The 15,294-nt window shown below is 61.4% G+C and carries 5 protein-coding genes; 1 reads left to right on the forward strand and 4 read right to left on the reverse strand.

Translation table 11 applies throughout. From position 1 onward, the window contains the following. Nucleotides 1-224 precede the first annotated feature (224 nt). The 4 genes from B5F22_RS11215 to B5F22_RS11230 all read right to left on the reverse strand — a co-directional run bounded on the left by B5F22_RS11215 (nt 225) and on the right by B5F22_RS11230 (nt 9,781). Nucleotides 225-5,120 (reverse strand): discoidin domain-containing protein, encoded by a 4,896-nt coding sequence (locus tag B5F22_RS11215; RefSeq protein ID WP_087392621.1) that lies wholly within the window; start codon nt 5,118-5,120, stop codon nt 225-227. A gap of 472 nt (nt 5,121-5,592) precedes the next feature. After that, complete coding sequence (locus tag B5F22_RS11220) at nt 5,593-5,877, reverse strand: LPXTG cell wall anchor domain-containing protein (protein WP_158096693.1); 285 nt, start codon at nt 5,875-5,877, stop codon at nt 5,593-5,595. A gap of 516 nt (nt 5,878-6,393) precedes the next feature. Beyond that, nucleotides 6,394-8,592 carry a metallophosphoesterase family protein gene (locus tag B5F22_RS11225; RefSeq protein ID WP_158096694.1) on the reverse strand — a complete coding sequence of 733 codons (2,199 nt, stop codon included), beginning with the start codon at nt 8,590-8,592 and terminating at the stop codon, nt 6,394-6,396. Nucleotides 8,593-8,623: 31 nt separating this feature from the next. Further along, nucleotides 8,624-9,781, reverse strand: a complete 1,158-nt coding sequence (locus B5F22_RS11230; protein ID WP_087392624.1) for a YibE/F family protein — start codon at nt 9,779-9,781, stop codon at nt 8,624-8,626. Between the two features lie 360 nt (nt 9,782-10,141). Between B5F22_RS11230 and B5F22_RS11235 the strand changes: the two genes are divergently transcribed. Continuing rightward, the gene (locus B5F22_RS11235) at nt 10,142-15,037 is read left to right on the forward strand and encodes a right-handed parallel beta-helix repeat-containing protein (RefSeq protein WP_087392625.1); all 4,896 of its coding nucleotides are present in this window, start codon (nt 10,142-10,144) and stop codon (nt 15,035-15,037) included. Nucleotides 15,038-15,294 lie beyond the last annotated feature (257 nt).

Here is a 15,294-nt window from a genome sequence, read left to right on the forward strand (position 1 = left end):
CCAGCGGGGAGCGTCCCCACCAGGCTGGCAAGCCTGAGCCTTGGGCGGTTAGACGGACAACCCCTTACACAGGGGAGCCTTTAGGAGGTCTTCCAGCGGAGCGTCCCTGGAAGGGCGCTGGGTTCTACCGGGGAAATCGGAGAAGGAAGCACGTTCTATCTAGGCTCAAAACAGAAAAAAGTACGGTCAGCCGAAGCTGACCGTACTTTTTGTAGTTCTAGAGCTTAGCGACGGGTCTGCTTGCGCACCACCACGGCAGTGCTCAGCAGCAGCACGGTGGAGGCCAGGATGGCCACATACACCAGCAGCAGGCTGGAGTCGCCGGTCTGAGGCACCTTCTCGGGCTTCTCAGTGGCCTGAGGCTTGTCGGTGTTCTCAGGCTTCTGGGAGGCCTCGGGCTTGTCGGTGGTCTCGGGAGCGCCACCGGCGGTGAGGCCGTTCATGGCGTCGCTGAGGGCAGCCACAGCGGCGTTCACGGTAGCCTGGTCGTCCTCGGTGAGGGTCTCGTCGGCCATGACAGCCTGAGCGTTCTGGAGAGCGGTGCGGAACACAGCCACGGACTCAGCGGTGAAGCTGGACAGATCCATGCTCTCGGCCTGGTTGAGCAGCTCTTCCAGGATGGACTTGTCTGCCTTATAGCGCTGGGCCAGGATGGCATCCAGCAGCGCGTCAGCGGCCTCGTCCATCTCGCCCTGCATGGTGTCGCTGGCCTCGGCCAGGATCTTCTCGGCATCGGCCAGAGCGTCCACCAGCAGCTGCCAGTTGTCGGAGACATACTTGTCCGCGTTGTCCATCATCTGGTTGGCGCGGTCCACCAGGAGCTGGAGAGCTTTGGGGTTGCCCTTGACCCAGTCCAGCATCCACACGGCGTTGAGCAGACGGTCGGTGACCTCGTCCACCTGAGCCTGGGTGTAGGCGGCGGGATCGGCCAGAATGGCCTTGGCATCGGCCAGAGCCTGCTCATAGTAGGCCTTGGCGGAGTCGATGAGGTTGGAGTAGTCCTCCGCCGCAGCTCTGTCATAGATATCCTTGAGCAGAGTGGTGTCGGCGGGCTCGTTGGCAGTCCACTTGGCGTACAGGGTGATGTCGGCGGTGACAGCGGCGTCAAAGTCGTAAGCGGTGGTGCAGTTCTCGTCGGTGTACCAGCCGCCGAAGGTGTAGCCCTCCATCACGGGAGCCTCGGGCTGAGCCACGGTCTGGCCATCGGCCACTACCACGGCCTCCACAGCGGAGCCGCCCATGGAGTTGAAGGTCACCTGGTGCTTGGCGGTGGGAGTCACGCCGTTGGCGTAGAACATCACGTCGTCCACCTGACCCACGAAGGAATTGGTCTCAGAACCGATGCGGGCCACGGGAATGTTGAAGGAGGAGTAGGTGATGCCGGTCTTGCCCATGAACTGGGTGGTGGCGTTCTCGTCGGGGAGGAAGTAACCCACAGCAGCGATCTTCTCACCGTCCACCAGCAGGTAGGTCTTGTTGCCCTCGTTGGTGATGGTCAGCTCCACCCACTCATCGCAGGGCAGGTTGTAATCGAACTCGTACTCGTACAGCTCACGGGCAAAGCCCAGCTTCCAGGTGCCGTCCTCGTTGGCGATGGCCTTGACGGTGGTCTCGCCGTAGGCGGCGTCGGCTTCCAGAATGATCTGCTCGCCGGAGTTGGAGGTGCTGGCCTTAAACAGCCGCAGGGACACGGTGTTCTTGGGGCCCATGACGTCCAGACCGGTGGAGGCGTAGGAGCTGTCCCCGGTGAGGGTCAGGGTGCCGTCGGTGAGGGAGGCGCCGTTGAGGGTCAGGTCACGGTCGTTGCCGGAGCGGTCCTGGGTGTCGGTGAAGGAATACTGAGCGTACTCCTGAGTGCCCTCGGCCAGGTCGATGGTGTGATAGGGGTTGGTGTTGGGGGCAGCGCCCAGGGTGGCCACATCGGCCTTCAGGGTGGCGTAGTCACGGTCCAGGCCGTTGCCGCCAGTGCCCCACATCTTGGTGCCCAGGTAGGGCAGAGCGTCCACAAAGCGGGTGTACAGGTCGGTCTCGTTGATGCCGGCGGCACGGGTGTCAATGTTGTCGTTCCAGATGGCGTAGCAGGCGCCCAGCATCTGGGTGGAGCCGGTGGGGATCATGGTACCGCCCATGTTCTCGGGCTCCCAAGAGTTGTACAGGTTCTGGGTGTTCAGCCAGTCGCCGTAGCCGCCCACGCTGCCGTTGCCGCTGGGCACCATGTACAGGTAGCCGTCGATGGTGTTGACCAGGCCGAAGCCCAGGTTGAACATCTGCTGGGGGTTGGCCCATCCGGTGTTCCAGATGTTCATCTGAGCGCCCTGGACGTGCTCGGGGCCGAACTTATAGCCCTCGCCGCCGTTCATGGAGGTCAAGCTGCCCCAGACCCGGACCTGACGATGCTTCACGTTCTCGATGTAGTCGATCATCTGGATGAGGAAGTTGCGGTAGGCGGGGTGGCTGTCGTAGAACTCGTCGGCGCCGATGTGCACGATGGTGTTCTCGTCGAAGATATCCTCGTCGATGTACTCGTCGTAGATCTCCTTGATGATGTCAATGCCGTCCTGCTTGCTGATGTCCACGTGGTCGAACCAGGGACGGTTGCCGCCCTTCTTGTTCAGCACCAGATCAGGGCGACCCAGGGTGTTCTTGATGTAGTTGGTGATGGACAGAGCGTGGGCGGGCACGTCCAGCTCGGGGATAATATCCACGCTCAGGGCACGGGAGTAGGCCATGAAGTCCTTGAACTCGGCCTTGGTGTAGTAGTAGTCTTTGGAGGTCAGGCCATCATCGGAGTACTCCAGGCGGTAGCCCTGGTAAGAGTTCCAGGCCTCGGCTTCCTTACCAGCGGCCACATAGTCCTCCATGAAGATGAGGTTGTCGCTCAGGTGCACATGGAAGCTGTTCATCTTGTACCAGGCCATGGTCTTGGAGATGGTCTTCAGAGTCTCCATGGAGGTGGGCTTACGGCCCACGTCCAGCATGAAGCCACGGTTCTCAAACTCGGGGTAGTCACAGGCGGTACCCTGGGCGATGGTCAGGTTACCGGACAGCTGCAGGGCCTGGAGCACAGAGCGGGTGCCCCAGTAGGCGCCGGTGGCGTCGTTGGCCTGGATGACCACCTGGTCGGTGACCACCATGTTGTAGGTCTCCTTGTCGAAGCCAGCCTGATCGTGGTACACCAGGCTGATGTCGCCGGCCTTGGGGGTGTCGTTGACGATGGGGAGGGTCAGGCCGAACAGGTCCTTCAGGTCGGCCTGGAGCTCCTTGGCCACGGAGGCGAAGGTGTCGTCGGCCACGATGCGGCTGTCGGCGGTGATGGCATAGGTCAGACCCTTCTGGTCGGCAGCGGAGTACCACTGGGCCAGCTCAGGCACCACGGCGGGCTTGGCGTTGCCCTCGTTGGCGGAGTTGACGCCGGGGATGTCCAGCTCCACAGTGGCAGAGCCACAGGTGGTGGTGTCGTTCTTGTCACGCACAGTGACGGAGATCTCCACGGTGGTATCCACCAGGGGGGTGTGGATGGCGCCGGAGGCATCCACCACCTGCTCATAGTTGCAGCCCCAGGTGGCGGTGTACTTCTCGGGCACCTCGCCGGTCATGACCACCTTGCCGTCCTGAATCTGGATGCTCTGGGCCAGAGTCTCAGCGGTGTTGGCGGGGGTGACCACGATCTCAGACTCCTCCTGGTACACCTCAAACTCATACATAGCCACGTTGTTCCAGTAGGTGCTGCTGTACTTCTCCACCCAAACCCGGACATAGCGGGCCTCTACGGGGGCATCGAAGTTCACGGTCTGGATGGGAGCGCCGCTGGTCAGCTTGCCCTCAAAGGTCTTCTGGGTGGTCCACTGCTCACCGTCCATGGAGGTCTGCACATACCACTTGTCGGGGTTGTTGCTCTCCCAGTAGAGAATGACGCTGCCCACCATGTAGGTGTTGCCCAGGTTGTAGGTGATGGTGGGGTTCTTCACGCCGATGTCGGTGGCCCAACGGGAGCTCTTGGAGGTCTTGTCGCCGTCACGAGCCTTGTCAGCGGTGAAGGAGGTGCCGCTCTCCACGTTGGTGGCGGAGGCGATCACGCCGTTCTGACGAGCGATGTTGGTGCCCTCGGGGAGCTTCACCACATCGCTGCCAGCATCCTCGGGCATGTGGCCGTACACCTCAAACTCCCGCACACCCACGTTGTACCAGTTGGACACAGCCTCGCCGTACTGGGTCACACGCAGACGCACATACTGAGCGGTGACAGCCTCAGCCAGTTGGTGCTCGGGCTCCAGAGTACCATCGGCAGACTCCACAAACACCTGCTGGGTCCAGTCGGTGCCGTTGGTGGAGGTCTCGATGTAGTAGGTCTGGATGTTGGTCTTTTCCCAGAACACCTTGAAGCCGGTGATGGTGCGCTCCTCGCCCAGGTTCAGCTGGAGCCAGCGCTCGGTGGTACCCTTTCCATCGTTGTTGGTACCCCAGCGGGAGGCCTCATCATAGTTGCCATCGATGGTGGCGGAGGGGGGGAACTTGTCGGTCTCGGTGTCGGAGGCAGTGGCGGTGACGCCGCTCAGGCGGGCCAGGTTGCCGATGACGGGAACCACCTCATCGTTGCCGTACACCTCGAACTCACGCACGCCCACGTTCCACCAGTTGGACACGGACTGGCCGTACTTGGTGACGCTCAGACGCACATAGCGGGCCACCACAGCGTTCTCCAGCTGGTGCTCCACCTCACGGGCGGCAGCAGCGCCGGTGACCACCACCTGCTGGGTCCACTCAGAGCCATCGGTGGAGGTCTCAATGGTGTAGTCCTGGATGTTGGTCTTCTCCCAGAATACCTTAAAGCTGTCGATGGAGTACCGGGCGCCCAGGTCCAGCTGGAGCCAGCGCTCGGTGGTGCCCTTGCCATCGTTGTTGGTTCCCCAGCGGGAGGTATCCTCATAGTTGCCGTCAATGGTGGCAGAGGGGGGGAACTTGTCGGTCTCGGTGTCGGAGGCAGTGGCTACCACGCCGTCCAGACGGGCCAGATTCACGTTGTCCGCCTTGGGCTGAGCTGCCGCCGATGCGGCCAGACCGCTGGTGAGCATCACAGCTGCCAACAGTGCGGCCAGTCCGCGCTTCAGGGACTTCTTCATACGTTACACCTCTTCCTTCTTGTCTTCTCTTGTACTTAGGGCAAGTTTCGCCGGATGTGTTCCGCCCAAAAAAGAATAACCACACGCCCACTGCCTCAATCTGAAGGTCCCATCACCCATTCCTCTCGTCCGAAGCAGTGACACATGTGGTTATGCCTGATTGAACAGTAACATCCCAATGGCCGACAGTTCCACCCCCAGTGGGGAAACCGTCGGCTGTGTGCCGAATCTATTGCCTTTATAGTAATGATAACAGACCAATTTTCACCTGTCCACAGACGGAACAGCCAAACCCATCGGGAAAATTCTATGCATTTTTCACAAGTTTTCCACCTGTGCGGTCTGCCTCGTTGCGGTGTTTCACACAATCCCCAGGGGCAAAATAGGCAATTTTTATTAAAAATAGGAACTGCTGAGAAGCGAAAGCCCGCTTCTCAGCAGTTTTTGGAGCAAATTACTAACCTGCGGCCAATTAGCGCTGACGGCGGCGATGCACCACAACGGTGCCCCCCAACAGGGCCAGAGAGGCGGCCAGAGTCACCACGTAGAGGGTGACGGTGGTGTCGTCGCCGGTCTGAGGCACGTTCTCAGGCTTTTGGGTGACCTGAGGCTTGTCGGTGACCTCGGGGGCGGGGGTGGGAGTCACCTGGGGCTGTTCGCCCTGGACGGTGAGGGTGGCGGTGCAGGTGACGCCGTTCTCCTGGTAGGTGACGGTGGATGGTAACAGACTGGCCTGGGCACGTCTATCCACATCCACACCAAATTTCAGTCACCCATTTTTGTGTAAAGAGTACACAATTGCTTGGCTTTAAAATCCATTTGTTGTTATATTTATTTATGAGAGTCTGTCCTTCTCCGATTTCATCGGCAGAGACCAGCGCCCCAGCCGGGGACGCTCCGCTGGGCCCATGCCCAAAGCCTCCCTCAGGGAGGGAGGTGGCACGGCGTAGCCGTGACGGAAGGAGATTGCCGCACGGTCTCAAGGGCTCTGACGCAAGAGGCGGAGCGTTCCAGATTGGCCGAGAAAGTCCGGTGAAGGTCTATGCCCAGTGCAAACTTATGGTTAGCCGCCCGCATGCTCCCTCAGCCTGCCCTTACGGGCAGCCAGCTCCCTCCCGGAGGGAGCCAAAGGGAAAAAACCTCCAGTCTCCGCCGCAAAATGAAATCTGTGCCGCTTGCGGCACACCATAATTATTCATTCTTCATTTTTCGTTATTCATTAAAAAAGTACGGCCAGATTTCTCTGACCGTACTTTTTTACTCGATTTTGGAATTAGCCGCGGCGCTTGCGCAGGGTCACCACAGCACCCATGCCAGCGGCGGACAGCACCAGAACGCTGAGCATCAGGCCCAGCTGGGCGTTGTCGCCAGTCTGAGGCACGTTGCTCTCAGGCTTCTGGGTGGTCTGGGGCTTGTCGGTGCTCTGAGGCTTGTCGGTGGCCTCAGGAGCCTGGGAGGCCTCGGGCTTGTCGGTGGTCTCGGGAGCGCCACCGGCGGTGAGGCCGTTCATGGCGTCGCTCAAAGCAGCCACAGCGGCGTTCACGGTAGCCTGGTCATCCTCGGTGAGGTCGGCGTTGGCCATGACAGCCTGAGCCTCTCTGAGGGCCTTCTGGAAGACGGCCACGGACTCAGCGGTGTAGCCGGTGAGGTCGATGCCCTTAGCCTCACCGATGAGGTCCTCCAGGATGGACTTGTCGGCCTTGTAGCGCTGGGCCAGAATGGCGTTGAGCAGGGCCTCGGTGGCCTTGTCCACGTCCTCCTGCATGGCGTCGCCGTCCTCAGCCACCTTCTTGGCGGCATCCAGAGCGTCCACCAGCGTCTTCCAGTTGGCCTCCACGTACTTGTCGGCCTCATCCATCATGGCCTCGGCACGCTCAATGGTCAGGTTCAGCAGCTTCTTGTTGCCCTGAGTCAGGCCCAGACCCCAGATGCCCTCCAGCAGCTGGTTCCAAGCGGCGTTGACTTCTTCCTGGGTGGCGTCATCCTTGGCCAGGATGGTCTTTGCGTTGGCCAGAGCGTCCTCAAAGGCCTTCTTGGCGGTGTCGGTGACGCCCTCGGTGGACAGGGTCACAGCGTAGTCATAGGTCTTTTGCAGCAGGCTGGTGTTGGCGGTCTCACGGTTGATGGTGAAGGTGTCCACCACGCTCATGTCGCTGGTGCGGTAGGTGGTGATGGTGAAGGCGTCCTCAGACACGTCCACACGGGACACGTTGGGCACCCGCTCCTGGTTCTGGACGGCGGAGTACTCATACTTGGTGCTCTGGATGGTGTAGAACTTGGAGCCAGAGGCGGAGTTGGCGGTGACATACAGGATGCCGTCGGGGTTGGTGACGGACTCAGGGATGCCGTCGCCGTCCTGGTCGGTGTACTTGTCAGACTCGGTGATGGGGGTCAGGCCGTCCATCATGTAAGTACGCACGTACACGTGGTCGTGGCCCATGAGCACCACGTCGATGTCCAGGTCCTCGAACACGGGCACCAGGGCCTCACGGCGCTGGAGGATGTCGCCATCCACGGCGTGGCTGGCCACGGAGTAGACGGAGTGGTGGAAGGTGACCACCTTCCAGTCCACGTCACCGGCCTCGGCGATGGCCTGCTCCATGAAGGCCTTGTGCTCGGCGGTGGACATGCTGTTGCTGTTCAGAGCCAAAAACAGGGTATTGTTGTACACAAACCAGTAGTTGCCGCCGGCGTTGGTGACGCCCAGCTCGGACTCGTTGGGCACGTTGAAGTGCTGGTCATAGGCGTTGCTGGAGGAGTCGTGGTTGCCCACGACGGTGGCCACGGGCAGGCTCAGCAGCTCGTCGTGGTCCAGGTAGCCGTTGTACTGGTCCTCGTTGGAGGCGGTGTTCACCTGGTCACCGGCGGAGAGGAGGAAGTCCACCCCGTCAAACTGGGTGCTGTCGGCGATGATGCCCAGGGTCTTGTCCCAGCCCCGGGTGTCGCTGTCGGCGTTGCCGCTGGCGCCAATCTGGGGGTCACCGGCAAAGGCAAAGGAGAACGCGCCGTTGGTGGCGGTGGTGAAGGTGGCCACGTCGGACTTCTCCTCCCCATTCACCAGCTGATAGGCGTAGACGGTGCCGGGCTCCAGGCCGGTGATGGTGGCCTGGTTGGACCACTTGCCGCTCTCGTTGGCGGGGGTGGAGGTGGCATCAAACTTGGCGGCGTTCTCGGGCATAGCGCCGTTCACCAGCTGGCTCTGCTTGGCCACCAGCACGTAGCCGGCCCCCTCCTGGGCGGCATACCAGGTGGCGTTCATCTGGGTGTTATTGGCGCCCACGCTCAGCAGCACGTCGGTGAAGCTGGTGCTGGCCAGAGTCTGGACCCCGCTGTTCTCCTGAGCGGTGACAGCGGTCTGGGTCTGGTTGGGGACGTCGGAGGACTGAGCCAGAGAGGGCAGGGCGGCCAGCTGGAACACCAGGCAGGTGCCGAGGACGCCGGAGATCACTTTCTTTGCGTTTTTGTGTAACATACTTTCTCTCCTTACTGACATTCTTACAACTTTATTGAGAAACCTGAGACAACTCAGGGGTTCTCCACTTGGGATACACTGCTGCCGAGACCAGGGAGGCCAGGGGGACGGTGAGGATGACGGCACAGGTGCCGCACAGGCCGTGGGCCAGCTCCAGGGCGATGTAGTCGGAGTGGAGCAGCTGCACGGGGTCGGTGCCGTAGGTCATCAGCACCAGCAGGGTGGTGAGGGAGCCGCCGGCAAAGGCAAAAATCAGGGTGTTGCTCATGGTGCCGATCATGTCCCGGCCCATGCGCAGCCCGGCCCGCCACAGTCCACGCCCGGTGATGTCCGGGTCGGCCAGGCGCACCTCCCACAGAGCGGACAGCAGGGACACCGCCACGTCCATCACGGCGCCCAGGGAGGCGATCATGGTGGCGGCAAAGAGCACCGTGGAGATGTTCAGGCCCGTGTTCTGGGCGGCCACCAACAGGTTTTCTGCATCGCCGCTCTTAAATCCGGACAGGTGGAGCAGCAGGGAAAAGAGGAGAAACAGCCCGCAGGACACAAACTCGCCTGCCAGCACCACCCCGATGCCCAGCACCCCTCGGGGGGACAGGCCGTAGATGAGGAAGACGGTGACGGCCGTGGACACCAGCACCATGGCCAGCCCCGCCAGAATGGGGGAGCCGCCGGAGTAGATGACCGGCACGGTGATCTTCAGCAGGAACACCAGAGAGAAGGCCAGAGCCAGAGTGGCGTAAAAGCCCTTTTCCCCGCCCACCAGCAACATCAACAGCAGGAAGATGGCCACCGCCACCCCCAGGCCCACGCTGCGGTCGTACTGGTAGAGGGTGTAGTAGGGCTCCACGTTTTCCGGGGCGTCCACACACACCACCACCCGCATCCCCTCACGGGCCAGGATGTTGTGGGTATTGGTGAGGTAGTTGGTGAGGGTGATCTGGGAGCCGTCCTTGAGCTCAATGGTGAGGGTCTGCTCCCCCAGCTGGGGGCCGCCCTTCAAATCGCTGGGGGTGAGGTCCTCCTCCACCACCTCCAGCACGGTGCCGGGGATATAGGAGACGGTGTCAGACACCAAGCTTTGAAAGGACACCGACACCGAGGGCATAACCGCCAGCACGGCGGTGACCAAACAAACGAAAATTGCCAGAATACGCTGCCCAAACCGGGGGCTTTGGATGATGTGCATGGAGAAACTCCTTCCTTGTCTTCGCTGTACATCATCCTACTCGCCTGGAGGCGGCAAACGCTATCTTGCGTCGGTAAAACCAATGTAAAGATCTTGCAAATTCAGAAAAATAGTTCCTAAATTCATTGATATAAATTGAAAAATCCAGGGAATGACAGTTTTCACCACCAAAATTCAAAAATTCGGGAATGGAACTGGGCAGAACCGCCAAGCCGGAGTTGGGGATTCTGACAATTTACACGAAAAACGAGTTCTATATATAAAGTGTATATACATCCCGCCCACAGGCGTGGTATCATGAGAGATAAGCACCCAGAGGCCGGGGTACGGCCTCGCGGAGAGAAGAGAAAGGATGATACCATGCTGAAAAAATCCTTGAGTCTGCTGCTGGCAGGCGCCCTGACGGTATCCCTGGCCGTTCCCGCTGTGGCGGGCAACTCCCAGGCCCAACCCAAACAGGACACCTCCTACGGCACCACCTACTATCTGGACGCCTCCATTGGCAAGACCGACGGGGACGGCCTGACCCCGGCCAATGCCTTTGACAGCCTGGAGGACATCAACGCCAAGACCTTCCAGCCCGGAGACCAGATTCTCATCAAGGCCGGTACCCAGTACACCGGCACCCTGTGGCCCAAGGGCTCCGGCTGCGAGGGCTACCCCATTGTCATCGACATGTACGGCCAGGGGGACAAGCCCCTCATCGACGGCAACGGCGCCTACTTCATGCCCCAGGTCAAGGACTGGCAGGGCCCCTTCACTGGAGAGACCGGGGACCAGATCGGCGCTGCGGTGTACCTGTACAACCAGGAGTACATCGAGATCAACAACCTGGAAGTGAAAAACCAGGGGGACAACGTCAACCGGGACCGCAGCGGCATCCGGGTGGAGGGCTATGACTACGGGGTCATTGACCACATCTACATCCGCAACTGCTACGTCCACGACGTGCGGGGCTACAACGGCCAGGACGACATCTACCCCGTAGTGCCCACCAACCCCGACGGAAGCCCCACCGACGGCTTTACCGACGAGGACCAGACCAACCCCAACACCACCAACACCTTCTGGGGCGCTCGTACCACCCACCGCACCGGCGGCATCAACTTCGTCACCTACACCGCCCGGCTGCCGGAGAGCAAAAACGAGTTCAACGTCCCGGTGCAGGAGCTGGATGAGACCAAGCAGATCACCACCTTCAACGACATTCTCATTGAGAACAACACCGTGGAGAACTGCCAGGCCAACGGCATCACCACCACCAACGTCAAGGGCACCCTGGATGACGTGGCCTTCCGCCACACCAACGTGGTCATCCGGGGCAACGACATCCACAATGTCACCCGCTCCGGCATCATCCCCATTTACACCAACGGGGTGCTGGTGGAGTACAACAAGGTGGACACCTTCCAGAGCACCTACGAGGGCTACGGCTGCGGCATCTGGTGTGACCGGGCCAACGGCATGGTGTTCCAGTACAACGAGGTGTGCAACGGCGTCAACGGCAACGACGGCATGGCCTTCAACCTGGACGACATGACCCGGGACGGCGTCATCCAGTACAACTACACCCATGACAACTATGGCGGCGGCTACATGCTCCACGTCCGCCAGAACTCCTATAACCGCAACAACACCATCCGCTTCAACCTGTCGGTGAACGACAGCGGGGTGTTTACCGCCCACAACGCCCAGATCGTGGCGGTGGGCGAGACCTCTACCACCAAGCTGGAGAGCGCCAAGGTGTACAACAACACCTTCCTGTCCAACAAGGACTGCCACGCCGTGTACCAGGGGGACGAGGTGGACTACACCAACAACATCTGGTACTTCACCAACTCCGCCGTGGCCAATCGCAAGGACTGCTTCTACCCCGGCGCCAACTCCTCCTTTGACAACAACGTGTACATCGGCTGTGTGGCCCCCACGGATGCCAACCAGCACACCGACGATCCCCAGTTTGTGGGCGGGTCCAACCTCTTTGGCCTGACCCGGGACCAGGCCCTGGTGAACGCCTCCCTCACCGCCAACTCCCCCTATGTGGGCGCTGGCATGGCGGTGGAGGATAACGGCGGCCAGGATATTCTGGGCGGCAGCCTGGACACCCTGAACCTGGGCGCCATCGCCGGAGTCGGCCACCAGGCCGCGGCTGTGTCCCAGACCTACACCCCCAACGAGGTCACCAAGTACCTCTCCGACGGCACCCAGCAGACCCAGGTCATCCACGAGACCGTGTCTGAGTCCAACACCAAGTGGGTCAACACCACCTTCAACTCCAAGAGCGTCATCTACACCAAGAAAGAGGGCAACTACCTGGAGTTTGACATGGTGGGCACCGGCGGCACCTTCACCCTCAAGCGGGGCGGCGGCGCCGGCAACGTGAAGCTGGTGGCGTACCAGGACGGCCAGGAAGTGAAGTCCGTCACTGTGAACACCTACAACGCCACCGCTGACACCATCACCGTGGACGACTTCACCCAGCTGTCTGAGACCAACGAGGCCTACACCATCCGCGTCTACAACGCCGAAAACGGCAAGGCCGCCAACTTCGTCTCCTTCACCACCAACGTCGCCGAGACCACCCAGCCCGGCTGCGACAACGACGCCATCGCCGGTGTGGTGTTGGAGCAGCCCATGGCCCAGGTCATCCCCTACGGCAAGACCTCCGTGTCCGTGGACCTGGCCTCCCACGTGTATTTCCGCACCTGCCAGGCCCAGCAGCCCCAGGCCACTGTGACCTACACCGCCAACAACGGGGCCACCGTGGAGGGCAACACCGTCACCTTCCCCGCCCCCGGCGACTACACCGTCACTGCCCAGGCCACCTACAACGAGGTGACCGTCACCGACACCATCACCGTCTCCGTCACCCAGGGCCAAGAGCCCCAGGTGAACGTCCCCGCCGTGGACACCCGCGCCCTCACCGGGCTCATTGCCGCCTGCGAGGGTCTGGACCTGACCAAGTATGGCGAGGCCCGTCAGGACGTGTTCCAGCAGACCCTGGCCCAGGCCAAGGCCCTGCTGGAGGGCGAGGGCTACACCCAGGCCCAGGTGGACGAGATGGTGACCCTACTCACCACCGCCAAGAACGGTCTGTCCCTCACCCGTGTCAACGCCGAGGACAGCGTGGTGGTGAAAAACGGCAACTGGGTGAACCTGTCCGACGCCACCCTGGACGGCGGCAAAGCGCTCAAGTGCTCCAACGCCAATGAGTCCATGACCGTGGACTTTTTCGGCAACCAGGTTCAGGTCTACGGCCGCAAGGCGGTGGGCGTGGCCATCATGACCTTCACCGTCACCCGCCTGAGCGACAACGAAGTGGTGCACACCCAGACCGTGGACGGCTACAACGCTGAGAAGCTGGACCAGCAGGAGCTGTTTGCCTGGACCGGTGAGACCAACGACCAGTACCGCCTGACCATCACCAACACCGGAACCGACAACGAGAACGCCAACAACAGCTACAACGTCATCATCGACTTCCTCACCTTCGGCTGTGACCAGGCCCAGCTGGCCGACCTCACCGCCCTGGCCGCTGCCCTCACCAAGGCCGACGGCCTCAACCGCGCCGACTACACTCCCGAAGCCTGGCAGGCCGTGGAGGTCGCAGTCCTGGCCGGACGCCGGGTGTATGTGGACGCCACCGCCACCCAGGCGGAAGTGGATGCCGCTGCCGCCGACCTCAACGAGGCCATGGTCCCGCAGCCCCAGGGGCCTGTGGAGACCTATGCCCTGCAATACGTGTACGACTATGCCATCCAGCAGGACACCAGCAACCTGATTCCCTCCGTGGCCGCCTTCTATCAGGAGGCCCTGACCGAGGCCAAGACCGTGCTGGATGACCCCGACGCCACCCAGCTGGAGGTGGATGCCGCCTGCGGCAAGCTGATGCGGGCAGTGCACATGCTCAACTGGGTCCGCGGGGACAAGGCCATGCTGGAGCTGCTCATCATCCGGGCCGACCAGATGGTGGAGCACGCCGACCTGTACGTAACAGACAACTGGCAGCAGCTGCTGGACGCCCTGGACCAGGCCAAGAAGGTCTATGACGATGAGAACGCCATGGACAGCGACATCCAGCCCGTGGTGGACCAGCTGCTGGCCGCCATCCTGGCCCAGCGCTACAAGGCCAGCCGGGCCATTTTGGAGGACCTGGTGGCCAAGGCAGAGGGCATGGACCTCACCGACTACACCGCCGAGTCTGTGGCCGCATTCCGCACCGCTCTGGACCAGGCCAAGGCCGTGCTGGCGCAGGAGAGCAATCAGGCTGCTGTGGAGGCCGCGGTCACCGCCCTGAACGATGCCATGGCCAACCTGACCCAGCAGACTGTGGACAAGGAGGCTCTGGCCGAGCTCTACACCTATGCCGGCCAGCAGGACACCAGCAACCTCATCCCCTCTGTGGCCGTGTTCTATCAGGAGGCCATGACCGAGGCCAAGGCCGTGCTGGACGATGCCACCGCCACCCAGCTGGAGGTGGACGCCGCCTGCGGCAAGCTGATGCGCGCCGTGCTCAAGCTGGACTGGGTCAAGGGCGACAAGGCCATGCTGGAAGTGCTCATCGCCCGTGCCGAGGGCATGGTGGAGAACGTGGACAAGTACGTATCGGACAACTGGCAGCAGCTGGTGGACGCCCTGGCCAAGGCCAAGGAGGTCTATGACGACGAGAACGCCATGGACGTGGACATTGAGCCCGTGGTGGAGCAGCTGCTGAATGCCATTCTGGCCCAGCGCTATAAGGCGGACAAGTCCGTCCTGGAGAACCTCCTGAACCAGGCCGAGGGCATGGACCTCACCGGCTACACCGCCGAGTCCGTGGCCGTGTTCCGCACGGCTCTCCAGAGCGCCCAGGCTGTCATGGCCGACGAGACCCTCACCGAGGACGACCAGGCTACCGTGAACGCCGCTGTGGCTGCCCTCAGCGACGCCATGAACGGCCTCACCGCCGATGGTGCTCCCGAGACCACGGACCAACCCGAGGCTACCGACCAGCCCGAGGCCTCCCAGACTCCTGAGGCTACTGACAAGCCTGAGACCACCCAGGCTCCCGAGGCTACCGACAAGCCTGAGACCACTCAGGCTCCCGAGGCTACTGACAAGCCTCAGAGCACCGCCAAGCCCCAGGCCACCCAGAATCCTGAGAGCGTGCCTCAGACCGGCGATTCGTCTCAGCTGCTGGTGTACGTGGCCGCTCTGGCCTCTGCGGTGCTGCTGCTGAGCACTGCCGTGGTGGTGCGCAAGCAGACCCGTCGCTAAATCCTAAACCATAAAAAAGTACGGTCAGCAAATGTTGACCGTACTTTTTTGCTGTTTTCGAACTTAGACAGAACGTGTTCCCTTCTCCGATTTCCCCGGCGAAAACCAGCGCCCTTCCAGGGACGCTCCGCTGGGCCCCATTTCTCCCCGTGGAGATTTACAATGCAAGTGCAACACCTAAAATAAAAGATGACCCATTGGGGAAATTCCTGTAAAATGGCAGTTGACGAGACAAACCATAAGGAGGAATCCCCAAT

Origin of the sequence: Pseudoflavonifractor sp. An187, assembly GCF_002160275.1 — a bacterium.
In the GTDB taxonomy this organism is placed as follows: domain Bacteria; phylum Bacillota; class Clostridia; order Oscillospirales; family Oscillospiraceae; genus Enterenecus; species Enterenecus faecium.